This window comes from Citrobacter sp. ABFQG, from assembly GCF_004322975.1.
Classification (GTDB): domain Bacteria; phylum Pseudomonadota; class Gammaproteobacteria; order Enterobacterales; family Enterobacteriaceae; genus Citrobacter; species Citrobacter freundii.
In genome coordinates this window covers 3,116,829-3,140,451 of record NZ_CP036435.1, presented here as the reverse complement: position 1 = coordinate 3,140,451, position 23,623 = coordinate 3,116,829, and the positions used below count along the sequence as shown (strand labels likewise).

General features: G+C 51.1%; 17 protein-coding genes. 10 read left to right on the top strand and 7 right to left on the bottom strand.

The genetic code is table 11. From position 1 onward, the window contains the following. Positions 1–13: 13 nt before the first annotated feature. Both ddpX and WN16_RS15410 read right to left on the bottom strand, forming a co-directional pair. Complete coding sequence (ddpX, locus tag WN16_RS15415; RefSeq protein WP_044702432.1) at positions 14–601, bottom strand: D-alanyl-D-alanine dipeptidase; 588 nt, start codon at positions 599–601, stop codon at positions 14–16. A 14-nt stretch (positions 602–615) separates the two neighbouring features. Continuing rightward, positions 616–1,482 (bottom strand): MurR/RpiR family transcriptional regulator, encoded by an 867-nt coding sequence (locus WN16_RS15410; RefSeq protein WP_044702434.1) that lies wholly within the window; start codon positions 1,480–1,482, stop codon positions 616–618. A 401-nt stretch (positions 1,483–1,883) separates the two neighbouring features. On the opposite strand from WN16_RS15410, the gene hdeB reads away from it, so the two are divergent. From hdeB to WN16_RS15385, 5 genes are all read left to right on the top strand, one after another. After that, positions 1,884–2,213 carry an acid-activated periplasmic chaperone HdeB gene (gene hdeB, locus WN16_RS15405; RefSeq protein WP_003019999.1) on the top strand — a complete coding sequence of 110 codons (330 nt, stop codon included), beginning with the start codon at positions 1,884–1,886 and terminating at the stop codon, positions 2,211–2,213. A 155-nt stretch (positions 2,214–2,368) separates the two neighbouring features. Beyond that, positions 2,369–4,312 carry a methyl-accepting chemotaxis protein gene (locus WN16_RS15400; protein WP_044702437.1) on the top strand — a complete coding sequence of 648 codons (1,944 nt, stop codon included), beginning with the start codon at positions 2,369–2,371 and terminating at the stop codon, positions 4,310–4,312. Positions 4,313–4,491: 179 nt separating this feature from the next. Continuing rightward, positions 4,492–4,806 (top strand): helix-turn-helix transcriptional regulator, encoded by a 315-nt coding sequence (locus tag WN16_RS15395; RefSeq protein ID WP_003836258.1) that lies wholly within the window; start codon positions 4,492–4,494, stop codon positions 4,804–4,806. Further along, complete coding sequence (locus WN16_RS15390; protein ID WP_044702438.1) at positions 4,799–6,070, top strand: type II toxin-antitoxin system HipA family toxin; 1,272 nt, start codon at positions 4,799–4,801, stop codon at positions 6,068–6,070. The genes WN16_RS15395 and WN16_RS15390 overlap by 8 nt, the downstream gene beginning before the upstream one ends. A 54-nt stretch (positions 6,071–6,124) precedes the next feature. Further along, positions 6,125–6,643 carry a hypothetical protein gene (locus tag WN16_RS15385; protein WP_044702439.1) on the top strand — a complete coding sequence of 173 codons (519 nt, stop codon included), beginning with the start codon at positions 6,125–6,127 and terminating at the stop codon, positions 6,641–6,643. On the opposite strand, the gene WN16_RS15380 is transcribed toward WN16_RS15385, so the two are convergent. The 5 genes from WN16_RS15380 to WN16_RS15360 form a co-directional block, all read right to left on the bottom strand. Next, positions 6,640–8,007, bottom strand: a complete 1,368-nt coding sequence (locus WN16_RS15380; RefSeq protein WP_046155116.1) for a glycoside hydrolase family 10 protein — start codon at positions 8,005–8,007, stop codon at positions 6,640–6,642. The genes WN16_RS15385 and WN16_RS15380 overlap by 4 nt on opposite strands. 12 nt (positions 8,008–8,019) lie before the next feature. Beyond that, on the bottom strand, positions 8,020–8,307 hold the full coding sequence (locus WN16_RS15375) for a VF530 family protein (RefSeq protein ID WP_003019974.1): 288 nt from the start codon (positions 8,305–8,307) through the stop codon (positions 8,020–8,022). A 134-nt stretch (positions 8,308–8,441) separates the two neighbouring features. Next, positions 8,442–9,770 (bottom strand): HlyD family type I secretion periplasmic adaptor subunit, encoded by a 1,329-nt coding sequence (locus WN16_RS15370; protein WP_170864050.1) that lies wholly within the window; start codon positions 9,768–9,770, stop codon positions 8,442–8,444. After that, the gene (locus WN16_RS15365) at positions 9,770–11,509 is read right to left on the bottom strand and encodes a type I secretion system permease/ATPase (RefSeq protein WP_044702443.1); all 1,740 of its coding nucleotides are present in this window, start codon (positions 11,507–11,509) and stop codon (positions 9,770–9,772) included. Before WN16_RS15365 ends, WN16_RS15370 begins: the two co-directional genes overlap by 1 nt. Positions 11,510–11,519: 10 nt before the next feature. Next, the gene (locus WN16_RS15360; protein ID WP_044702445.1) at positions 11,520–16,850 is read right to left on the bottom strand and encodes a peroxidase family protein; all 5,331 of its coding nucleotides are present in this window, start codon (positions 16,848–16,850) and stop codon (positions 11,520–11,522) included. Between the two features lie 1,001 nt (positions 16,851–17,851). Between WN16_RS15360 and WN16_RS15355 the strand changes: the two genes are divergently transcribed. The 5 genes from WN16_RS15355 to WN16_RS15335 are packed head-to-tail and all read left to right on the top strand — an operon-like array spanning position 17,852 to position 23,602. Then, entirely contained in the window at positions 17,852–18,406 is a 555-nt protein-coding gene (locus tag WN16_RS15355; RefSeq protein ID WP_080941992.1) for a fimbrial protein, read from the top strand. Positions 18,407–18,420: 14 nt separating this feature from the next. Next, positions 18,421–19,134, top strand: coding sequence for a molecular chaperone (locus tag WN16_RS15350; RefSeq protein ID WP_224770006.1), 714 nt, complete (start codon positions 18,421–18,423; stop codon positions 19,132–19,134). After that, the gene (locus WN16_RS15345; RefSeq protein WP_044702449.1) at positions 19,121–21,598 is read left to right on the top strand and encodes a fimbria/pilus outer membrane usher protein; all 2,478 of its coding nucleotides are present in this window, start codon (positions 19,121–19,123) and stop codon (positions 21,596–21,598) included. The genes WN16_RS15350 and WN16_RS15345 overlap by 14 nt, the downstream gene beginning before the upstream one ends. Next, a complete protein-coding gene (locus tag WN16_RS15340; RefSeq protein ID WP_044702450.1) occupies positions 21,595–22,938 on the top strand; it encodes a fimbrial protein in 1,344 nt (447 codons plus the stop codon). The genes WN16_RS15345 and WN16_RS15340 overlap by 4 nt, the downstream gene beginning before the upstream one ends. A gap of 7 nt (positions 22,939–22,945) precedes the next feature. Further along, entirely contained in the window at positions 22,946–23,602 is a 657-nt protein-coding gene (locus tag WN16_RS15335) for a molecular chaperone (protein WP_044702455.1), read from the top strand. Positions 23,603–23,623: the final 21 nt, after the last annotated feature.

The window sequence follows — 23,623 nt, the reverse complement described above, 5'->3', positions numbered from 1 at the left end:
CCAGGCTCCAGAATTAAAGGGGATGTTGTGTTGTTATAGACGTGACAGTGTAACAATCAATTTGATCGTCAAGCAGCGGGTAACGGGCGGCATCAGGTAATTCAAAATGCCACCATTCGCTGTTAATACCGACAAAACCACCACCAAACATAATGGCATTGAGCAGCAGGCGGTTACGCTGCGCTACCGGAGGAACAGACGGATGCCAGGCATGGGAACGGTCGTGCATTTCATCAAAACCGGCCCCCATATCAAGGAGATGGCCGCGATCGTCCATCAACGTGACGTCAATGGCCGTACCCCGACTGTGATTGGAACCAATCGCGACATCGACAACATATTGCGGGTCGGGACAGGCATTCCACAGTATCGCCTGCGCCTGCTGGGGGCGATACGCGTCGTACACCACCAGCGACAAGCCCGCCAGTTGCGCAATGCTGATGCTTTTTGCCAGCGCGGTTACCGCCTCGGTGTGCAACAGGCAACGCGCTTCCCTGTAGATAGGTGCGCCGGTAATGTTGTCGGCAGTAGCGTATTTAAGATCGATATGCAGCGACGGAAATATCACCGACAGATCGACCAGTTCTGGGAGTTCTGACATAGCACGTTTCCTGTTTATTGTTCGAATTGACCAAATTGTTGTTGTAACTGGCGATTAGTTTGCAGGCGTCCTGCGAGGGCGTCACCCAGTTGCGCCACCACCGCAGAAAGTAATAAGTTGAACAGACAGCTCACTGGTGCCAGTGAGTCCCAGAAATGTCCGGTGTCGGTTTTTACCTGAAGCAAATCAATGGAATAATCCCTGGCCCATGGACACCACACATCGGTAATTAGCGCCAGCGGAATGCCTCGTTCAGTGGCGACACGGCAATATTGTCGCGAAATAGCGGAGTAGGCGCGCATATCGGTAATAACCACGTAAGGCTGGCTGAATCCCGAGTTCAGCGACTCTACCCAACTGCCGGAAAGGCCTTCGGAGTAGCTGACTTTAGGTCGCAGATATTCCAGGTGACTAAAAAAGGCGTTAGCGATCCCGCGTGTGGACTGGATCCCGAGGATGTACACGGCTTCCGCATGCGCCAACTGCTGTGCAATGCGTAGAAACGTCTCACCCTGAGCAAGTTGGTAGACGTGGGTAATGGCGTCGATTTCCAGTAACAGCGACTGGTGCGCCCGATCTGGCAGGCTTTGTTGCTGGTGCCAGGAATCCAGTCGTTCATTCATTCCCCAGGGCTGATACGGAACTACAGGCAGCTCACGCAGACTGGCTTTTGCATCCTCCAGGTTACGAAAGCCCAGTTTACGCAGATAACGTCCGACGGTAATGCCGCTGGTTCCGGTCGCTTTAGCGATGCCATCCGCGGTTTCAAATGGGATCTGCACAACATGGGCTAACAGCCACCCAGCCACGCGCTTTTCGCTGGGCGTCAGCTGGCTAAAGGTTTGCTCTATGCGGGTAAATAACTCTGGTTTGGCTGTCATTACCTTCTCGCTGTTAGTTGTCTGTCAGATTACGGCTCACTGTTAGCGAATTAACAATGCAGGACGCGTGCCAAGCTGCTAACAGCGGCATGCTGGCTGTTTTTGTTAAAACTCCGCTCAAATTCGTTAACTAATGATCAACATTTGTGCAGGGTAGTTCAGTTTTGGTGCAACGGCAGAGGAAGCGGGGTATGAATCTGCTGATTTCGTCGGAACGATCACATTGTGGGCAACATTTATCCCTAAGACATAAGAATCAGTAATTGAAAATATAAATTTCAGCCATATCAATAACACCAATCTTTATTCTTATGACTATAAGGGTATTATTTTTCACGAGCTACATTAACGGTGTTAAGCGCAAGTGTAGATATTATTTATATTATACATGGAGTACTACAATGAATAAATTCTCCCTTTCTACAGCAGGTATTCTGGTCGCAGCGCTGTTAACCAGTGTCAGCGTCAATGCAGCAACAGATAACGCTAAAACTGAAGTGACTCCGAAAGGCATGAACTGTCAGGAGTTTATTGATTTGAACCCACAAACTATGGCTCCGGTGGCCTTCTGGGTGCTCAATGAAGACGAAGACTTCAAAGGTGGCGATTACGTAGACTATAACGAAACCGTTACGACTGCAGTTCCTCTGACCGTTGAACTTTGTAAGAAACATCCGCAGAGCGAATTAAGTAAAATAAAAGACGAAATCAAAAAAGAATTATCTAAATAAAATTAAGCCGTTATTAAAACCCAGCCAAAGTGCTGGGTTTTGTTATTTGTGACATTGTCACTTTTTTCTTTTGCAATACTTAAGAAATCTTTATAAAGATATAAACGCCTGTGCCGATACTGGATAAAAGTTAGCCTTTTGCAGAAGGAGTTTGTATGGCCTGGTATCCTACTCGTATTTCAACGCGTTTAACCATCGGCGGCATTCTGCTGCTTGCAGTAACGACTATTGTTATCGTGGTGATTATGCTCTGGCGTGGTCAGCCGCGCGTCGTTGAAATCAACACCGCCCTGATCGAAGAAACAGGGCAAGGTTTAACCCGTCAGTTGAGTACCGTATTGTCCCGAATTGAAGGTGAGACAGTCAGCATGTCGCGACTGGCTGAAGTGTTGCCTAACGATGAATCTCTGTATCAAAGCGTCGTTCCGCATCTGATTGGTGAAGGTAAAGACTCGATTATTACCGGCGGCGGCATCTGGCCAGAACCAGACGCCTTCACCGCAGGTGTGGAGAAAAGAAGCTTTTTCTGGGCGCGTAATGCCGAAGGAAAGCTTGTCTATTCCAACGATTATAACGTCGAAGGATCAAGCGGATACCACAATGAAAGCTGGTATCAGCACGCCAAAGGGCAATCACAAAACAACTGCCTATGGTCTGATGTTTACCAGGATGCCAGTTCAGGCGTCAACATGGTGACATGCAGCGTGCCTTATCAGCAGGCGGGCAAGTTTGCCGGTGTCGCGACCACCGATATCCGTCTGGATAACGTCGCAACTTTCATGCAGCAGCAGGGCAACAGTACTGGCGGTTACGCGTTTGTGGTAGACAAGCAGGGACAAATTCTCTATTTCCCGCAGGCCGACCTGGCCAAACATAAAACCATTAACGATCTGGCGCAAAGCGCGCAGTGGCTTATCCCGGTGCAAAACGGTCTGAAATCTTTGCGCCCGACAGATGGGGTGAAGACCATAACGCTGGAAAATGATCTCGTCCTGAATACAGCGTCACAGGTCATGCTGTTCCCGATGCCAGATACCGGCTGGGTCGTAGGGCTTGTGACACCAGAATCACGTATTGTCGGTCTTGCCAAAGTGATGATGCAGGATGTTCTGGAGGTATTGATCCCTATCATGACGCTGTTGCTGGTGGGATCATGGCTGGTGGTTCGTCGACTAATTTCACGTCTCGATGATACCCGTCAGGCTCTTGATGACATCGCGCAGGGAGAAGGCGATCTTACCCGTCGTCTGGATGTTCGCGGCAAAGATGAGATTTCGGCTATCGCCGAGGCGTTTAACCTGTTCGTCGATAAAATCTCGGCCATCCTGATTACCGTCAGAAGCAGTAGCACAGTGGTGGCGAATAACGCCGTTAGCCTGGCTGACAGTAATATGGAGCTTTCATCTCGCGTAACGCAGCAGGCCGCTGCGCTGGAAGAGAGCTCAGCGGCTATGGAGCAGTTAAATGCGACCGTTCATCAAAACGCCAGTAATACACAATTGGCGGATGAGCTATCCGATAACACAGCGCAAACGGCCAACCGTTGCGGTGATGTGATGCAGGGCGTCATCTCTACGATGGATAACGTCAGCGCCTCATCCGGCAGAATGGTGGAAATTGTCGCGGTCATCGACAGCATTGCGTTCCAGACCAATATTCTCGCCCTGAATGCCGCGGTTGAAGCCGCCAGAGCGGGTGATGCTGGCAGAGGGTTTGCCGTCGTGGCCTCCGAAGTGCGCACGCTGGCTCAGCGCAGTGCCACCGCTGCCCAGGAAATTAAAGCGTTGATTGATGAATCCGTTTCTCATGTTGGTAGCGGAAGTCAGCAAATTCACACTGCCGGCGAACGTCTGGGAGAACTGGTCAGCAATGTGCGTCAGGTACGCCAGTTGATGGGGGAAATACGCGTTGCTGGTGAAGAACAGCGTAAAGGTGTTTCCGAAGTTACGCTCGCCGTTACCGAAATGGACAGCACCGTTCAGCAAAACGCATCATTAATTGATGATGCCGCAGCACGGACGCAGGCGCTGAAAGAGGAGGCGGAACAGCTGGCATTGCTGGTCTCTTCGTTCAGATTACCTGAGCCTTCCGTTGCCTGATAACCACATCCTATCCGGGTACAGATCTTGTGCCCGGATAATTCCAGTATAATGGTGCTTAACCATGATTAATTGATTTAACTCCTCTTTATTGTGTCTTACAAAACTTTGAATCATTCTCCTCTTAACTCTATAATATTGGGTGTAAAGTCGTTTTTATTCCAATAAGAGCCAATATTATGGATTTAACGCTCAATACAGCAGCCGATATCGTCAAACTACTTTGCGACAGATTGCGTAAGGAACGGCTCGCGCAGCAAATGACGCAGGCAGATGTTGCCGCGCGTTCAGGTGTCGGTGTGAATACCGTTTCGAATCTGGAGGCCGGTAAAAATGTAGGATTTGAGAATCTGGTCAAAGTCGCGATGGTGTTAGGCTATGGTGACGCGCTGGAGGGCTTATTCAAACCCAGGATCGACAGTCTGGATGATATTTTGCGTTACGAGAAGAGCGCGGCACGCCAGCGGGTGAAAAGGAAAAATACTGATGCCTGAGCAAGTCGATGTCTTTTATGAAGGCTGGGGTGAAAAATGGTTGTGGGGAAAACTGGTGTCTTCCTCAGCCCTGACCGGACGCCCGTTGATCGCCTTTGAATACAGTGAAGACGCTATACGTAAGGGGCTGGAGCTGTCCCGGTTAAGGTTACCGCTGAACGGTCCTCGTTTACGCAGGGATTTCCCGGCTCATCAGTTGGGATTACCAGGACCCGTGTACGATTCGCTACCTGATGGTTGGGGTATGCTGTTGATGGATCGTTTATTTAAACGCCGTGGACTCAACGCAGCGCGCATAGGACCTCTGGAGAGGTTAACCTGGGTCGGCAATAACGCAATGGGCGCCATGACGTTCCGGCCCGTTCAGTCAGATGCCGAGACGCTTTCAAAAGAGGATGTTCCTCTCGAACAACTGGCATCTGAGGTTCAGGAAGTCCTGAGCGGCGAAGGCGGGGAATTCTTGCAAAAACTGCTCCAGATGGGCGGTTCACCGCAAGGGGCCAGGCCAAAAGCGTTACTTTATCGTGACAGTGTCACGTCAAAGTTCACCACTGCGCCTCTCCCGGGGAGCGAAAGCTGGTTGATTAAATTTCCTGCCAGGCATGAGCATGCTGAGGTATGTGCCATCGAAGCGGTATATGCTGAATGTTTGCGGCAATGTGGGATCACTACGCCTGATACCGCGTATTTTAATCTGCCTGACGGGCAGGCGGCATTTGCTACCCGCCGTTTCGACCGTGACCAGTCGGTCCGTATTCCTATGCAGAGCCTGGCGGCATTTACCGGTGCAAATTACCAGATACCCGGTGCTTTAGATTACCGGGATTTTCTGCGCGCCACACAGATTTGTACCAATGATGTCAGAGAAAAAGCGAAAGCGTTCGAACGCGTGGTTTTCAACGTGGCATTTAACAACCGCGATGACCATCCCAAAAACTTTGCCTATTTAATGTCAGCCGCAGGAAACTGGACTTTGGCTCCGGCTTACGACGTGACCTGGTGCGAAGGACCCGGCGGGTATCACCAAATGGACGTGCTGGGAGAAGCGCTGGATATCGAAAGGAAGCACCTGCAGCAGCTTGGCGTACAGGAAGCTGAGCTGTCAGCTGAGCATGTGAACGCTATAATCGACAAGATCTGCCACCATGCAACAGCGCTAAGCGTTACAGCCAAAGACAAATACGCCGATCAGATAACACAAACTACGCTGAATACGATACAGAAACAGATTAATGATAATGTCCGCCGGTTAATGTCCCTGTGATGCAGAGACAGCCGCTACACTTAGCGAAGAATTAAATCTGAGCGAGGCAACGTTATGGCTGAATTTGTCGTGAATATGCTGAAAAACACGCCAGTTTGGGTGTATCTGCTGTTTGCCTTTCTACTGTATCGAGGGATTAAAGCCAGAACACCCGCCACTGTCACGCTGGAAAAGCTGGCGCTGATCCCCGCTATTTTTTTAGTCTGGGATATCTACGATTTAATCACTTATCGCGACCCGACCCTCATTACGTATATTCAGTGGGCGATAGGTATCATCAGCGGCGCAATCATTGGCCACATATTAATTAACCCCGGCCGTTTGAGCCGCAGTAGCGCACCACGGAGTATTCACCGTCCGGCAGATTATTCCGCATTGCCATTTATGCTGCTGGCATTCGGCGTTAAGTACGTACTTGGCGTACTTAACGCCATTTCCCCCGACGTTTTACGTCAACCCGCAATGAGCGCCCTGGTTATCATTACTGGTGGCATGTTCGCCGGAATTTTTGTGGGGAAATTTACCCGCTACGTGAGCGTCTGGCTCAGGCTTCCCGCTCAGAGCAACCATTAACGTCCCCAACGATTGCGAATATAGGTCACAGCTTCCTGCGTTTGCGGTTGATTAAGGTAATCTTCGCGAAACAGGATCGTGCCGTTAATGTACGGTTCGGTCTCGTTTAGATCGAGCTGCTTTTTCAGTTCCGGCACACCGCCTTTGACCGTCCAGTCTGGCTCTTTTCTCGATGGTTCACCAACTTTATACAGCGCTACACCAATGTAGAGGCGAGTGTTGGTTGATTTCACGACATCTGCCCACCATTTTGCCAGTACATCGTAGCGCGCTGCATCGCGGGCAAAAGGCCAGTAGAGTTGCGGTACGATGTAATCCAGCAAGCCTTGTTGCACCCAACGGCGGGTGTCGGCATAAGACTCATCATACGCTGCCGCACCGCGCGTGTCGGAGCCCGCTGGATCGTGCGAACGGTTGCGCCATACGCCCGCAGGGCTGACACCGAATTCAACCTCAGGCTTGAGTTTCTTGATAGTCCGTGATACCTGGGCAATCAGCCGTTGCGTGTTATCGCGGCGCCAGTCAGCTTTGGAAGCGAATCCCTGGCCGTATCTTCTGAACGTCTGGCTGTCATTGAGCGCAGAGCCAGGAGACTCGGTATAGAAGTAATCATCAAACTGCACACCGTCAACCGGGTAATTCTCAACCACTTCCGCCACGATGCTGGTTATCCAGTCACGCACTTCGGGAATACCGGGGTCTAACACAAAACGCTCGCCCGCGGTGCGGATCCAGTCCCGATGCAGGACGTATACGCTGGACGGTGTTTGTGACAGCGTGCTGTTTAATTCAGTGACCGTTGAAGGTTTGGTGTTTACAGACACGCGATAGGGGTTAAGCCAGGCATGAACTTTCATTCCGCGCTTATGCGCTTCATCGAGCATAAACTGCAGCGGATCGTAACCTGGATCCTGGCCAATCGTGCCGGTCAGGGTATCTGACCACGGTAGAATCTTTGACTTCCACAATGCGGTCCCATCGGGCTTAACCTGGAAAAAAACGGTGTTAATACCCAGCCGTTTCAGGTTGTCCAACTTATCCGTCAGCGCTTTTTGCTGCTGGCTGATGCGTACAGCAGGTGAACTGATGTTCACGGATGAGATCGGCGGCCAGTCAAGACGTGAAACCGTCGCCAGCCAGATCCCACGCACTGGTTCCTTGCTCTGCTGGGGTTTGCTCACCGGAGGTTGCGAAGTGGTTTTGGGGCCGGGCGGTTGTGAAGAGCAGCTGCCAAGTAACAACATACTGCCCACAAGTACAGCAAACCATTTCATGTTGGTCAGCGGTAGTCTGGCTCGAGAACGGGCGAGAATCTTCGCCAGTTTTTTCTGATAATTTCCTGAAAAGAAACCGGATGCTGCCATCTGATTTTGCTCTTATTTCTTCTTATTGCGGCTGTTAGCCCAGGGATCGAAGGCCGGTTCGGGAGTGTTATTTGAGGCCTGGTCATGTAGAGAGTCCAGGTACAGTGCTTCTACTTCTGCCCGCGCCCACGGCGTACGGCGCAGAAACTTCAAACTGGATTTAACGCTCGGTTCATTTTTAAAGCAGTTGATATTAATGCGTTGCGCCAGCTCAGCCCAACCATAACGTTCAACCAGGGCATTGACCTGCATTTCTAGCGTCACGCCATGTAAAGGGTCTTTAGAATTATGAGCATTCATATGAAGTCCAGTTCAGTGGTTCCAGATTTTGTCAGTAGTGAGACGGGAAGAAGGTTACAAGAAAGCAAAGCTGCCAGCAACGGCAGAAAGCGGTATGGCGTGACAAGCCGTACGTCATACCGGCAATGGATGGATCAATACTCTTTAAAAGCCAGTTCCAGACGGGCAATCAACGGTTTAAACAGATAACTCATCAGGGTTCGTTCACCGGTCTTGATCGTCACGCTGGCGGGCATTCCCGCTTTAATTTTGTAATCGCCCAGCAAACGCGCGCCCTCTGCTGAAACCTGTACTTCCGCAAGGTAGTAAGGCTGCTGAGTGGCTTCATCAACTAAGCGGTCCGCAGAGATAGTCAGAACCTGGGCCGGAACCGACGGTAACAGCGCATGGTTAAGGGCAGGGAACAGCACATCAACGGTTAAACCGGGGACCAGTTTATCAATGGCATGTACGGGTATTTTGGCATCAATTTGCATCGGTTGTCCGGCGGCGACGATATCCATCAAATGTTCTCCAGGCTGAATGACGCCGCCCACGGTACTGACTTTAACATCCAGCACAATACCGTTAATCGGTGAGCGGATCTCGGTGTTATCCAGCTCATGACGCGTTGATACCAATTCATCCTCCAGCATTGCCACTTCTTTTTGGTTTTCCGTCAGTTCAGACTCAACTTCACGTAAATATTGATGACGCACCTGATAGGCTTTAATTTTTAATTCGTTCTGCTGCGATTTCAGTTTGGCAATGTTAAGAATATCTTCTGAAACGCTGCCAGATATTTCTGCTGCCTCGCGCTCCAGCACCAGTAATTGTGCTTTGGGGTAATAGTTTTTTTCGCTCAGCGCCCGAATAGCCCCTAACTCCCGGTTAATCAGAGAAAACTGGTGGTCGCGATAGCCTTTTATTTTATTGAGATTATCCGTCTGTCCAACCAGACCATCGAGCGTCTCCTGAATCATCGACAGTTCATCCTGAATCGTTTTGCGACGGGTATCGAAAAGTTTAGCCTGCAGATTTCTGACTTCTGATAGCCGTTTATTGCCAGAGAATTGCTGCGTCAGCGTAGTATTAAAGCGGATCACATCCAGGTCATCGCGTTCTGCTAACAGACGATCTTCGATACTTTTTGCAGAAATATACTGGGCATTCAACGCGCTGAAACGCATTTCAAGCTGCATTTTATCCAACCGGACGAGGACCTGATTTTTCTTCACGAAGTCGCCTTCTTTGATAAAGATATCGGTTACCCGACCGCCGCTCAGATGCTGAATGGTTTTGCGGTTACTCGATACGGTAACCGTACCATCGGCGACCACGCCCGCATCTAACGGAGCTTGCACTGCCCAGAGGATAAAACTACCGACACCAAGCACAATGACGATCACGCCCCGGATAATCGGCGACCAGATATTGGTATCTACGCCAGCAGAGGCCGTGTTGTGGGGGTTCTTTTTCATCATCAAGCCTCACGTTGCTGTTCAGTCGTGGATGGAGAAGGCGTAGCCACCGGTTTCAGTACGTTGGCCTGACGCAAATGGGCAAAAACCTGATCGCGGGTACCAAACTCCTGTATAACGCCATCGTTAAGCAGCAAAACCTTATTGACCACGCCGAGCAGCGTCGGGCGGTGTGAGATAATGACTGTGGTTTGTCCCTGGGTACGCAGAGCATTGATGGCTTTAACGAGTGCAAATTCGCCCGCGTCGTCAAGATTGGCATTCGGTTCATCAAGCACGATAAACGCAGGATTGTTATACACGGCGCGCGCCAGCCCGATGCGCTGCCGCTGCCCACCGGAGAGCTGGTATCCACCTGCGCCCAGCAGAGTGTCATAACCTTGCGGCAAGCGCAGGATCATCTCATGAACGCCTGCCAGTAATGCGGCGGCGACGATAAGCTCACTGTCATTCTGCGCGAAGCGGGCAATGTTTTGTGCGATGGTACCGTCAAACAGTTCCACATCCTGCGGCAGATAGCCAATAGACGGGCCCAGCAGCGCTTTATCCCACTGGCATATATCTGCGCCATCTAATCTGACTTTCCCTGATAACGGTTTCCAGACACCAACCAGAACCTTTGCCAGCGAGGTTTTTCCTGAGGCTGAAGGGCCGATAATCCCCAGCACTTCACCTTGCTCCAGCTGGAATGAGATATTACGCAGTAGCGGAGAAGGCTGGCCGGGGGCTGCAGCGAAGACGCTTTCGACGCTGATGTTGCCATTCGGACGCGGCAGGGTCAGTACCTCTTTCGGCGCCGGATACTCCTTCAGCAAGGTTGAGAGCTGATGCCACGCGCTACGAAACTGCACGAACTGCTTCCAGCTGCCAATGACTTGTTCTACCGGGTTGAGGACGCGGCCAAGAATGATCGAGGCGGCAATCATCAAGCCCGGGGTAATATGGCCGCCGATCACCAGTAAAGCCCCGGCGCCCAGCGCAATCGACTGCAGCAATACCCGCACAAAGCGGCTGAGACTGCTTAACCCAGCCGTTTTGTCGGCAATCTGTGTTTGTAGCGCCAGCACTTTGTTATGTTGTTCCTGCCAGTTGGACTTCAGGGTCGAAAGCATCCCCATCGCTTCAATGGCATCGGCGTTTTGCAGCTGTTTATTCAGTTTACTGGCATTGTTAATGGTTAAGGCGTGCGCTTGCTGAATCGGGCGCTTGGTAGAGATTTCAGATACCAGCGTCAGAATAAATAATAACGTTATTCCGCCGAGAGAAAGATATCCCAGCAGGGGATGGACCAAAAAGGCGATGAACAGATATATCGGCGTCCAGGGAATATCCAGTAAGGCGAACAGACTATTCCCGGAAAGAAACTGACGGATCTGATCCAGTTCGGCTAAAGATTGCGCCGGGTTGTTATCACCGGTAACCATCTTTCTTTTAAAGGCTGCGTTAAAGACCAGCTGACTTAGCTTTATATCCAGCCTGTTGCCAAGCCTGACCATAACCTGCGCGCGCGCAGATTCAATCATGGCAATAACGATATACAAGCCGACAATCAATAAGGTTAACATTAACAGCGTGGTGGTATTTTTACTGACCAGCACACGATCGTAAACCTGTAGCATATAAATTGCCGGCGCCAGCATAAGCATATTAATCACACAACTAAAAAACAGCAGCATCAGAAAAGTGGGTTTCGTTCTCTTTAATGCATCATTCAGTTCTGTTGGCGTATGCTGGCGCGACATAGTCTTCTCCTTATACGATCAATGAACTATTGCCATTGTTGCTGGCAAGGGTAGTGGGCATTTCCAGATAAAAGTCACCAATATTCACGGTGGTCGAATTGACGCCCACCAATGTGATGGTGTCTGTACCGATAGTCACAATGGTGTTGCCATTGTTTCCGGTGATAGACACGCTGCTGGCAAAATTACCCGCGTTGATACCTAACAAGACGAGATCAAGGAAGTCCTGCCCGCCGTTGGGGTTACTGTCAAAACCGGTAATTCGGTCCTGCCCAAAGTTGGCCCCAAAGGCGAAGATGTCGCTCCCGGTGCCACCGTCCAGAATGTCGTTACCTTCCTGACCATTGAGAATATCGTCCCCGCTACCGCCGGAGAGGGTATCCGCGCCCGCACCGCCAATCATGACGTCGTTGCCAACACCACCTTGCAGGTTATCAACGCCATCTCCGCCATCGAGGAAGTCATTCCCGATACCACCAAACAACTGGTCGTTACCGCCCATACCAAACAGATAGTCGTTACCAGAACCGCCCGTGATGGTATTTGCAATGGCATTACCGGTACCGATAAAACTGCCGCTGCCGGTAAATACCAGTTCTTCCACGTTATCGGTGAGGTCGTAGCTGCTGAGGCTGGTTCGGACAACGTCTGTGCCGCCATTCACACCTTCGATAACCACATCACCGAAATCATCAACGATGTAGGTATCATCGCCCGCGCCACCGGTCATACTGTCGGCACCAAGCCCGCCATCAAGCGTGTCGTTACCGGCATCACCTTGCAGAATATCTTGTCCCGCCTGACCAGAGAGGCTGTCGTTTCCAGCACCGCCGATGAGCAGATCGTCACCTGCACCGCCAAGTAAGGTGTCATTACCGCCTTCACCGCGCAGGATATCGCTCCAGGCAGTACCGACGAGGGTGTTAGCCCCGTTGGTACCAACAATCAGATCGCCCACAGGCTGGGTGGTGGTCGACGTCAGGACAACAGGGGGGTTGCCTTCATCGTCGACGACGGTAACGACCACCTGCAACGTTCTGCCGACCATAGCCTGGCCCGGCGTATAGGTAGCGGATGTCGCACCGTTAATGTTGACGAATCCGGTTGGCGAACTCATTCTCCATTGATAAGTGAAATTACCGCCGCTCAGACCATCAGCGTCAGAAATGCCTGAAACCACCGCTGTCAGCGTCAGGCTTTCAGTTGGGGTGAGGTCGTTAATTACTGGCACACCGGTCGTGGCCTGATTGCGCGGGAGGATTGCCTGAGTTTGTGCCGACACCAGGGTTTCAGCGTCACCCATGCGGTCGTTAAAACTGGCGACCACACGCAACGGTGCGCCCTGAATAGCGCCAGGCACTCTGAACTCAACGCCTGTTGCCTGATCTCGCCATTGGCCGTTGACGAATGCCTGCCAGGTCATAGTGATGGCCACATCCGCCGCCAGCCCGTTACCATCCAGCAAGTTCGCCACGTTGACGCGCAGCAGGTCACCCACCGAAGGGTTAGGATTGCTGATGGTCAGATCGCCCGTTGCTTGTTGCCCCGTCACCCACAGCTGCTTCCCATCGCCAAACTCCAGTTTTTCGATGTTCAACAGACGATCGATGCCATCATTCAGGTTCAGCGTGGCATCCGGCGTAGCGTGATCGACGCGCAGGCTACCGTCCGCCATACGGGTAAAGACATAGTTGCTGCTGACATCACGGTACACCGCGACGTCAGTTTCCGTGCCGTTACCTTCATGCAGAATTTCGCGCACAATCGACAGTTGATTCGGTTTCAGCGTGCCGGCCAGCATGTACGATTTCAGTTCGGCCATACCTTCGGCGCTGGTGAGTCCCGCCATACCCGTAACGGCAATACGAACGTTGAGCCACGCATCACCATCAATGATATCGTTACCAGCTTTACCCATGATGCGGTCGCTACCACCACCACCGAGTAAAATATCGCTACCATCATCAGGGTTCAGTAGCACCGCGTCCGGATTTGTAGAACGCTCTACGCCGAGAATAGCCTGTAGACCGTTGATCCGGTCCGCACCTTCCTGGGTCAGGTTGTTAGAGAGGGGAACGCCCTGAACAGGCGCAGTACCTATCGGCTGTTCTGTTCCGATCAGGATATCGTCGTGTTTCCAGCCCGACAGCCCTTCAACAAGATCAAAACGGTCGCGTAGAATAAACTCCTGCTGGTTGACGAAAATAGGGATCCCAAGGTCAGAGTTAGCGCCATTTGGGTCGCCTTTATGGATAGCCCAGTCGAAACCGGCCATGCCATTATTGCGCTGGATCCCCGCGCCCTGAACCATGATGTCGTCACCGGCTTCGCCATCGTAGTCGGTGTCGTTACCCTGACCGTTGAGGACATCGTGACCGATAATGGTACTGTTGAAGAACAACTCAGAGTTGTCACCCGCCAGCGTGTCAAACCCGTCGCCGCCTTCCAGCCAGTCATCGCCTTCGTTGCCCATCAGGAAATCACCACCCGAGCCGCCAAGCGCAAAGTCGTTATCCTGACCCGAGAAGACCTCCTGCGCATCTTCGCCGACCACCACGAAGTCGCTGCCGCTGCCACCAAAGACCAGATCGTTTCCGTTACCGGAAAAGATAACGTCATGTCCGGCATCGCCATGCAGGAAGTCCGCATCACCAACAGGCGTTCCGGTATCGGTAATAATGTCATCACCGTCACCGCCGTGGACCACATCTGCTTCGTCACCGCCGTCCAGTCGGTCATCTCCGCCATCGCCCCACAGGCTGTCGATCCCTTTACCGCCGATTAACGTATCGTTGCCTGCCGTCCCACCAAGCACCACATGCCCATCGCCGGTATATTTCAGATACCCACCATCGGCAAAACTATCGCCGTCAACATCCACCCCTGGGTCGCGACGCACCAACAACGGCGAGAGTAGATCTTTCAGCGGATTACCCCATTTCGGGTCGATTTCCGTTTGCAGCACGCGGTTCACTTCAAAAATATGGTCCGGTGTCTGGAACAGATTAGCGGGCAGGTGGGAGGAACCCTCATCACCAAGATCGCTGTTACGCATTACCAGCGCGGAAAACGAGTTGGCCTCCAGTTCATTGAGTAAGTTCAGCCCCTGAACGCGGCTCAGATAGTAGAAACGATCACCGTCCTGAAGCATTTCCATTTGTGTTTCAAAGACGAAGTTGAAGGTTGAGCCGAGCATGCCGCCAAATTCATTTTTGCGCTCAGCCAGCCCGCCAATCCAGAAATCGACCATATTCAGACCGGTCTCTTTGGTTGCCCACGCTCCGGTACTGTTAAAGAAATCCATCGCATCCGCAGGCGGGGAATTGTTAGCATCACCAAATAACAGGAAGTTAACCGCTGCGCGCTTACCTTCAAGGCTGGTAGCGTTGAGGATCAGTTCGTGCTGGCCATAGGCGGCCATAAAGTTAATGATTGAAGCGGGATTTTTCAGGTAGGTAGTGAAGTCAGCCCAGCTGGTATAAGGCTTTAGTTGGCTATCGCCGCTTAAAGCAAAAAACTGCTCGCGGGCCTGGTTCAGCGTCGGCATTGCGGTGTCACGGCCACGGGCTATATTAAGCGCGCCTAAATCGAGGGGCAGGCCGATGAGATTATTACGCAGAGCATCGGTAATAAATTCATCAATTTCGTTACCCACCTGACGCGTCATACCACGCACGATTGCGCCGATAGCCTGATCGCCCGTGACGGTGGCCCCGTTGATTTGATTAAATGCTACCGGATTCAGGAATGCTGAAATCAGGTCAATATCACCCCTTTGCATATCAATGTCGGTACGCGCCACGGTTTCTGTCAGCATTGAATGCCCAAAACGGTAAACAACATGCGCAAACTCTGCAAAGATCAGCGGGTTAATATCCGCCGTGTTGGAGAAGACAAACGGATCGACGGCAGGTTGTACGGTACGGGCAAACTCCTCGAATACGAGGTGCTGATATTGCATTTCCGTGGAGAAGCGGCCTGCCTGGAATAAGTACTCACCGTTCCATACCAGAGTATTGGTATCGGCAGGTAATTCCGTGATTTGGTGGTTGGGCATCAACCACTGATTAATGAGGTCGATATCGCCGGTTTCCAGCAGAGTGGTTTTATACTGCTCAACCAGGCGGTTATGCTCGCTGTGGAAAACGGCGTGCACCGCAGTTAAACCTATATTTTCGTTCCCGCGCCCGTCACCGGTGATAAAGTGGCGATCGAGCAGTTCGTTATCATAGGTTCCTGCCGGTTGCGGTCCTTCTCCGCCGATGGCGCTGTCATCATCTGCCAGCAGACCAGCTTTTGGCACGGCAGTATGAGCGATGTCATCCAGAAACGCATGACCGGTGCGGAACGTCTCCGCGGGTAACAGGCCTCCGTTGGCTTCAACCAGCCCCCCGGTGGTAACAATCTGTACCTTTCCGTTTTCACTTAAAATCAAATTACCGTAGCGATCCGTTGCCAGCAGGGGAACATTAAACACGTCCTGATCGGTAAGTTTAATGCCAAGCAGGGTTTCAGCCTGGTTTTTAACGTCGGCCCAGGTCGCCAGTCCACCGTTCGCACCACCCAATAAATTCCCGGTAGGCTCAGGTTTCCCATCAATAATGACGTATTCGCGGATGAAAATTTGATGTGAAGGATGGGAGGTGTAGGTTTGGTTTTGGTCGATGAAGGGGGTCGTCAGGTTTACTGTCTCTCGATTTTCATCCACCGTTGCCCGGGTTAATAGCATAAAGTTTGTCGACGACCCTTCAACATATAAAGGGTCATCGGGCTGGAGCGGAATGAAAACGATACCGTTGCCTCCTTTCGGAATCAGATCCAGACCATGGTCGAAAAACTGGCCAAAGAAGGTCATCCAGCCGTTAAAAGCAGGGGAGAGACCGATATCGGGAGACTGATTGGGAATGGATAAGCTGCCATCCCCAGTAACAGTCCCGCCGCCGGGCGCATCTTTTAATGCGTTAAAAGCCTCCAGCGCGGCCGGGTTTGAGGCCGTCTGGTCTGAAATTAAATTGCTAATTATTCGTGGGTCGGCATCAATAACAGTGCCACCAATTTGGATATAACTGGTCATTTGATCCGCATCCTGCCAGTTTAATGCGGTTAATCTCGGCATTGTCTGATCGGCAGAGCCGTATAATTCCTGACCTGGTAAAAGGTTATTCCATGAGCCATCTACCGTGCGAAGTCCATAGGGCAAGAGTGGGCTGGAGACTAATTCCCGAAGCATTTCAGCATTAACGCTCCCGTCTGGGTTAGTTGCCGCTTCGGATATTTTGATCTGCTTAAGAATAAAAGCAAGATCGTGCAGGGTGACAGTAAAGTCATATTGTGAGGCCATAAGTCATTACCCCTATCTTTACTTGTATTAGCTATCATCATTCGTTCTCATGTTTATAAAAAACATGTGAGAATGAGTCGTATTTAGTGCTTGATTGTTATTGCTTGTACAACTCCATTTAATAAAATGCTCAGATTATCAATGACGTATTTAGCGTCATCTTCGTGGATATTCACATCGCGAAATAATGTAGTCGCAGGTTTAAAAGTTTGCTATTTGTGTGCAAGAGACACACTTGCTCTCTTGAATTATCAGGCATATTCAAGGTCTGCTGCGTCGCAAGTTTGAGCGTAGTAAGGGTTAGATGTGTTGTTTTTTTCTCACATTACATTTCTGTGATGATCATAACTATGGTTTTTCCTTTGCCGACTTCACTCATACTTTTCTATGAATAAGATTGTATTTTCATTTCTTTACATTAGGGGGTGGCAATTTATTTTTACACCGAAGACAACGTTGAGTAGACTGCATTGACGCTTCAATTTATGAGGAAAATATAACGTTATCTCGGTTAAACATTCCTCTCATCTTAAAATTATGTGCTACTTTGCCAGGTTGAATTAACCCGGGCAAGTTATGTTAACACCAGTACGAGCACGGGTAATAACGAAGGTTAACTTTAAGACTAAACGGTCACAAGGTTGGCTGTGGCTGCATTAACCTGTGATGAATATGGTCTTTGTCGTGTTTAATTCAGGTTAAGGAAATTTTTCTTAGGGAAATTATGCCTGTAGATAAAATCTAATATAAACAATGAGTTATATCGATAGCATCGAGATTTAGATCTTATTTAAGACCGACCTAATATGATTTGAGAAAACAAAGGTTTTAATCTCTGGGATTATTCTTAAACTAGCAGTCATCGTAGGGTTAATCCTACGGAGTCATAAGACATTACTGGCGTCGCTGTATCCCTCAATAAATACTCCGCTCTCAGCGGAGAGGGACTATTGAATTATTTATTACGATACCGATGTATTTATTAATTAAGGACAGACAATATGAAAATCAATAATCCTCATACCAGTTACATATTTGCAGCTGGTGGCCTTGCGTTATTGTTAGCGCAGATAGCGTATGCTGATTCAGCAAATACCATCACCTTTAAAGGCGAAGTGACCGAACAAACTTGCGAAGTCACGGTTAACGGTGTAAATGCACGGCCGGTAGTATTACTGCCGTCGGTTGCGAAAAGCGATCTCGCAGCAGCAGCATCTTCAGCAGGCCTGACAACATTCACCCTCGGCGTTACTGGTTGTACTGTTGATTCTAATGCGTTGGATATTAAAACCGTCTTCGTTGCAAATAATATGACCGAGCGTGGAAACCTGGCTAATACGGGTACAGCGCAAAATGTTGAATTACAACTACTGACCGATAGCGCGGGCACTACGCCGATTGATTTGCGTACTGGAACTCCAATTGCAGGAATCACCGTTGCGGCCGGAAATACGTCCGGTGAGCACGACTTTGCCGTGCAGTATTTTAGCCCGAACGGTGGAGCAACCGCCGGGACAGTTGTCGGCACTGTGCAATACGCCATTTCCTATTTGTAAGCGAGATCTGCGTGATGAAAGGATTGGCTATTGGTTTAGTTGGAATGATGATGTGCTTCTGCGTGCAGGCAAGCATAGTGATGACCGGCAACCGGATAATCTATCCGGCAGACAGCCGGGAAGTCAGTGTGCAATTAACTAATCGCGGCGACGTCCCTGGTGTCGTTCAGGTTTGGCTTGATGATGGCGATGCACAATCCGTACCACAAACTGCGGCCGCTCCTTTTGTCACCACTCCACCGGTCTTTCGGATGGCGGCCCACGCGGGGCAAACTGTGCGGCTGCGTTACATCGGCAAACCCATTGCACAGGACAGGGAATCGCTATGGTGGTTTAACTTCATTCAGATCCCGCCCATAAATAAGGATGCGCAAAACGATAACCAGCTTCTGGTGCTGGTACGTAGTCGCGTAAAAGTATTGGTAAGACCCAAAGGGCTGGTGGGTTCGCCGCTGGAGATGGCGAACACCAGCCGGGTCTGGTTGCAGAATGGCAAGCTGCATTTACGCAATAACAGTGGTTTCTATCTTGCGCTCTCGTCACTTGACGTCAGCGGTGCGGGAAAAAAACAGCGCATTCAGAGCGAAACGATCGCACCGTGGGCGACAATGTCGTGGCCTGCAAAAATTTCGCAAGTGAATGACGCGCAAATGCGCTGGATTAACGATCAGGGAGCCTCATTAAGCGGGCGCGTGGCATTGGAGAAACAGGACAATGTCCGAAACTAATCCACGCTGGTGGTGGCTTTTTTTGCCCGCTGCGATGCCTGTTTTTGCCAGCAATTACACCTTTGACGAAACATTGTTGCTTGGGAGTGGTTACGAAAAAAGCCTGGCAATGCTCAACGATCCGGATGCGGTGGTCGCGGGACGTTATAGCGTGGATATCTGGCTCAATGGACGGTATGTAGGGCGGGATGATGTGTTGTTTCGCCAGAATACAGCAGGGCGTACCGAACCCTGTCTTCCGGCGAAATTCTGGGATGAACAGGGCGTAACAGCAGCGTCGGAACAAGCGCAGGATTGCTTCGCCCCTGAAGCTCGGATCAGCGGTGGACGCTGGGATTTTGACCAGAGCTTTTTGCGTCTGAATCTCAGCGTTCCTCAGGCGGCATTAAAACGTACCCCCATGGATTATGTACCGCCGTCGCAGTGGCAAAGCGGCGAGAGCGTGTTGTTCAGTAACTACAATCTGCACGCCTATCACAATAAAAATAACGGTCAGCAAAGTGATTATGGTTGGCTGGGACTGAGCAGCGGATTCAACATGGGGAGTTGGCAATTTCGCCAACAGTCGTCTGCCAACTGGCGGCGCGATGGCGATCGAGAAAGCCAACGCTGGGATGCGCTTCAAACCTGGCTTCAACACCCTGTCGCATCTCTGGAAAGTTTACTGACGGTAGGCGAAAGCTACACCTCGGGAAATCTGCTTGGCAGTATGGCGTTTACAGGTGTCAAACTGGAAACCGATCAACGAATGTGGCCACAGTCGCGACGCGGCTACGCCCCAGAAATTCGTGGTACGGCATCTACACCTTCACGCGTTGTGGTCAAGCAGAATGGTCGAACGCTTTACGAAACCAGCGTACCACAAGGCCCTTTTGTACTTGATGATTTGCCGAATACAGCCTGGGACGGTGATTTACAAGTTGAAATCACCGGCGCCGATAACAAAAAGAGTAGCTATACCGTGCCATATGCCAGCGTACCTTTATCACTGCGTCCCGGCGTCTGGCGCTACGGTCTGGTGGCAGGTAAGACCCGGGATTACAGCGCCGCCGATGGTCTGTTTACCGATTTCACGCTTGAGCGCGGGATGACGAATCTCCTGACCGCTAATGGCGCTTTGCGGATCGGCGACGACTATCAGGCACTCCTGATGGGAGGCGTTCTGGCAACGTCGATGGGCGCTTTTGGTGTCGATGTTACCGGTTCGCGGGCCCGGATTGCTTCTCAAACCATGAGTGGCTGGCGGCTGCAAACCAACTGGAGCAAAACGTTCACCCCGACAGGAACTCACGTCGCGCTGGCGGGTTATCGCTATTCCACAGAAGGGTATCGTGACTACGGTGACGTTCTGGGTGAGCGAAGCGTCAGCGGAAGCAATACGCAATGGCGCTCGGATACGCTGCGTCAAAAAAACCAGTTTACCGTTACTGTGAACCAAACGTTGAGCAGCTACGGAAACCTATGGCTGTCGGGATCAATGATGGATTACTACAGTGACCGTGGCAGCAGCACTCAGTTGCAGGCTGGGTATAACACCACCTTTGGACGAATGACACTAGGTATGTCATTCAGCCGACAGGACACCTGGTGGCGTAACGGCGACCGTTCACAAGTGCAAAAAGAAAACATGGCAACGCTTACCGTCTCAATGCCTTTGGGTATAGGCGAACGTGAGCATACGCTGGCGCTGTCGGCGAGTCAGGCTCAACAGGCTGGGCGCAATGCGCAGTTGGCATTGTCTGGTGCGCTTGATCAGGATGAAACCCTTAATTACGCGCTGTCTACTGGCTGGCAACAGGGGCAAGGTGAGTCAAACAGCGTGACCGACTGGGGTGGTTCACTGCAAAAAAATACGGCTTTCGGCACGCTAAACGGCAGCGTCTCACAGTCACAAAACTATCAGCAATGGTCTGCAGGGGTACGCGGGGCGCTCGTTGTACATCGCCATGGCATTGTTGCCGGCCCGTGGGTTGGCGACACATTTGCCTTGGTGGAAGCGCCAGGCGCTGCGGGAGCCAGAGTCGGGGGCGGACAGGGTGCAACCGTCAACAGCGGGGGTTATGCGCTGGTCCCCTCATTGACACCTTATCGTTATAACAATGTGACTCTCGACGGCAGTGGAATGAACTCCAACGCAGAGCTTCAGGAGAGTCAACGGCGCATTGCGCCAATGGCAGGGGCCGCAGTAAAACTGCGTTTTGCAACGCTCTCTGGCTATCCGCTACTCATCACTGTGAAGAGTGACGTGACGTTACCGATGGGAGCGGCAGTGACCGACGGTCGAGGTCGTGTAGTCGGGATGGTTGCCCAGGCGAACCAGGTATATGCCCGCGTTGAAGACGAAGAGGGACTATTGATGCTGGAAAGCAGTGATTGTTCATTGCCGTGGAAACTTAACCAACAACAACGTACAGAACCGTTAATTGCATTAACGGTCGCTTGCGTAACAAAAGGGCGCTCATGAAACTATTTTTTCTGGTGCTGGCGCTGTTTTCTTGTCAGATACAGGCCGCATGTGAATACATTATTTATCCATATAAATCAGGAAGTAGTGGCGCACAAGGCACGCACAGGCTTAGTGCAAGTACGGACGGCATTGCCAATGACTGGCGCTCCGGCGGCGGCAACGATGCCTGGAACGGGCTATTGCCGGGATTGAGTAAATCTGTCGATATCACCAGTAATAGCAGTTTTCAGCCGGCAGGGACGATCCTGACCTCCAGCGGCGGGATCCCTTTTACCACTTATGCCCATAAAGGCGGCGGTTACGATCCTGAGCAGGTATTTTTCCGTTGTACACCGGACACCGCCGGACAACTCTATGAAGCCTGGTCAACTAACGGCGATGACACCGTGGCTGGCTGGTATGAAGCAACGGATGTACCTGGCGCGTATCTGACCATCATGAAAAACGTCGCATTACGCTTGACGCACGATGCGACAGGCAGCGTCTTTACCGACAGCTGGCAGCAACGCCCACTGGAAAACCTGGATCTTGATACCAATGGCAACTTCCTGATTAAGGCCAAGAACTTCTCGACGATAAGTGCCGAGTTGATTAAAACGCTGGATACACGCTACTACGCCAACCAGGCGCAGTCTGCTACTTACAATAGTTATGTGAATCCCAATGCTTACGTGGTTTTTCGTGGGCCCGGTACAACTTCGTGGGGTATCAAGATAGGTCAGCCACACCGTGGAGGAAATTGGGCTGGCTGGGCGAATGACTGGCCGTCAGTGATTAGCCTGTACAATAACGGGATCTTCGTCAAACGTGCAGCAATGTGTCAGGTTACCGATTTTACGCCCGTTGTGCATCTGCCGCCAATTTCCGTGGCCCAGCTCAAGCAGGGGGAGTATTCATCAGCGCCCTTCCAGATAGGATTTGCCTGCGAATCAACGGTGGTTTCCGGTGTGGCGACCGGGAAGAGCAATGTCGCAATGGGGCTGCTTGCACCGGAAAGCAGCGTCAACAGCGCCTGGGGTTTTAATTTGATTACTGGTAAAACCGTAACCTGGCTATTAGATACGCAATATGGCGCTCCCGGGCGGGCTCGCGGCGTTGGCGTGCGAGTTTACCGCGCGGGTAGTCCGGTGAATTTTATGGCGGTATCAACTGTCGGCAGCGGTAGCGAAGGCGGCTGGATGCCAGTCATTGGCAGCAATACGCAGCAAAATGGCAGCCAGGATGGCATCAATTACTACAGCGAAAGCTTCGAAGCTCGTCTGGCAAGTTTTGGTGCAGATACGTTAACGGCGGGGGGCTACCAGTCACATGTACAAGTTTTATTGCGTATTCAGTAGCCTCTGGATGTTGGCATTTGGCCTACATGCGGCGGTTAACATCAGTACTACTCGGGTCATCTTCAACCACGGAGAGACTCAACGCTCGGTGATGTTAGTCAACGACGGTAATTATCCCGTGGTGGTTCAAAGTTGGGTAGATGACGGCACGCCAGAGAAAGGGCCATCTCAGGCCAGCTCGCCTTTTATCGTGCTTCCCCCGGTGCTAAAAATTCTCCCCGGTGAACAACGCGAGATAAAGGTGATGACGACTGGGGCGGGGCTTGCCAACGATTATGAGTCGTTATTCTGGCTCAACGTGTACCAGGTTCCAGCGGAGTTGAAAAATAGCCCAACTGGTGAAAAAGTGCGCTTAACGTTAAGAAATCAGCTAAAAGTCCTATGGAGACCGAAAAACACAGGCGTGTTGACTGAAAAAAGCATCAATCTTCTGAGTTTTCACCATGAAAACGGGGGGATTTACGCTGTTAATCAGAGTTCCTGGAACATATCTCTGGCTAATGTAGATTCAGGAGACTATTCCATAACTGGAATAGTGGTTTCACCGCGTTCCCGGCAGGTAATTTTTAAGTCAGCACCTCCTGAAATGCTGAATAATAAGATAAACTTTACTGTGATTAACGATGAAGGAAATCGTTGGGGATTTTCAACTGTCGTAAATTAACGCTGGCAGTGCTCGCTCTAG

Excerpts from the sequence above, each read along its gene's own strand:
- ddpX (WP_044702432.1), bottom strand. The coding sequence starts at position 601 with ATGTCAGAACTCCCAGAACTGGTCGATCTGTCGGTGATATTTCCGTCG.
- WN16_RS15410 (WP_044702434.1), bottom strand. The coding sequence starts at position 1,482 with ATGACAGCCAAACCAGAGTTATTTACCCGCATAGAGCAAACCTTTAGC.
- hdeB (WP_003019999.1), top strand. The coding sequence starts at position 1,884 with ATGAATAAATTCTCCCTTTCTACAGCAGGTATTCTGGTCGCAGCGCTG.
- WN16_RS15400 (WP_044702437.1), top strand. The coding sequence starts at position 2,369 with ATGGCCTGGTATCCTACTCGTATTTCAACGCGTTTAACCATCGGCGGC.
- WN16_RS15395 (WP_003836258.1), top strand. The coding sequence starts at position 4,492 with ATGGATTTAACGCTCAATACAGCAGCCGATATCGTCAAACTACTTTGC.
- WN16_RS15390 (WP_044702438.1), top strand. The coding sequence starts at position 4,799 with ATGCCTGAGCAAGTCGATGTCTTTTATGAAGGCTGGGGTGAAAAATGG.
- WN16_RS15385 (WP_044702439.1), top strand. The coding sequence starts at position 6,125 with ATGGCTGAATTTGTCGTGAATATGCTGAAAAACACGCCAGTTTGGGTG.
- WN16_RS15380 (WP_046155116.1), bottom strand. The coding sequence starts at position 8,007 with ATGGCAGCATCCGGTTTCTTTTCAGGAAATTATCAGAAAAAACTGGCG.
- WN16_RS15375 (WP_003019974.1), bottom strand. The coding sequence starts at position 8,307 with ATGAATGCTCATAATTCTAAAGACCCTTTACATGGCGTGACGCTAGAA.
- WN16_RS15370 (WP_170864050.1), bottom strand. The coding sequence starts at position 9,770 with ATGATGAAAAAGAACCCCCACAACACGGCCTCTGCTGGCGTAGATACC.
- WN16_RS15365 (WP_044702443.1), bottom strand. The coding sequence starts at position 11,509 with ATGTCGCGCCAGCATACGCCAACAGAACTGAATGATGCATTAAAGAGA.
- WN16_RS15360 (WP_044702445.1), bottom strand. The coding sequence starts at position 16,850 with ATGGCCTCACAATATGACTTTACTGTCACCCTGCACGATCTTGCTTTT.
- WN16_RS15355 (WP_080941992.1), top strand. The coding sequence starts at position 17,852 with ATGAAAATCAATAATCCTCATACCAGTTACATATTTGCAGCTGGTGGC.
- WN16_RS15350 (WP_224770006.1), top strand. The coding sequence starts at position 18,421 with ATGAAAGGATTGGCTATTGGTTTAGTTGGAATGATGATGTGCTTCTGC.
- WN16_RS15345 (WP_044702449.1), top strand. The coding sequence starts at position 19,121 with ATGTCCGAAACTAATCCACGCTGGTGGTGGCTTTTTTTGCCCGCTGCG.
- WN16_RS15340 (WP_044702450.1), top strand. The coding sequence starts at position 21,595 with ATGAAACTATTTTTTCTGGTGCTGGCGCTGTTTTCTTGTCAGATACAG.
- WN16_RS15335 (WP_044702455.1), top strand. The coding sequence starts at position 22,946 with ATGTTGGCATTTGGCCTACATGCGGCGGTTAACATCAGTACTACTCGG.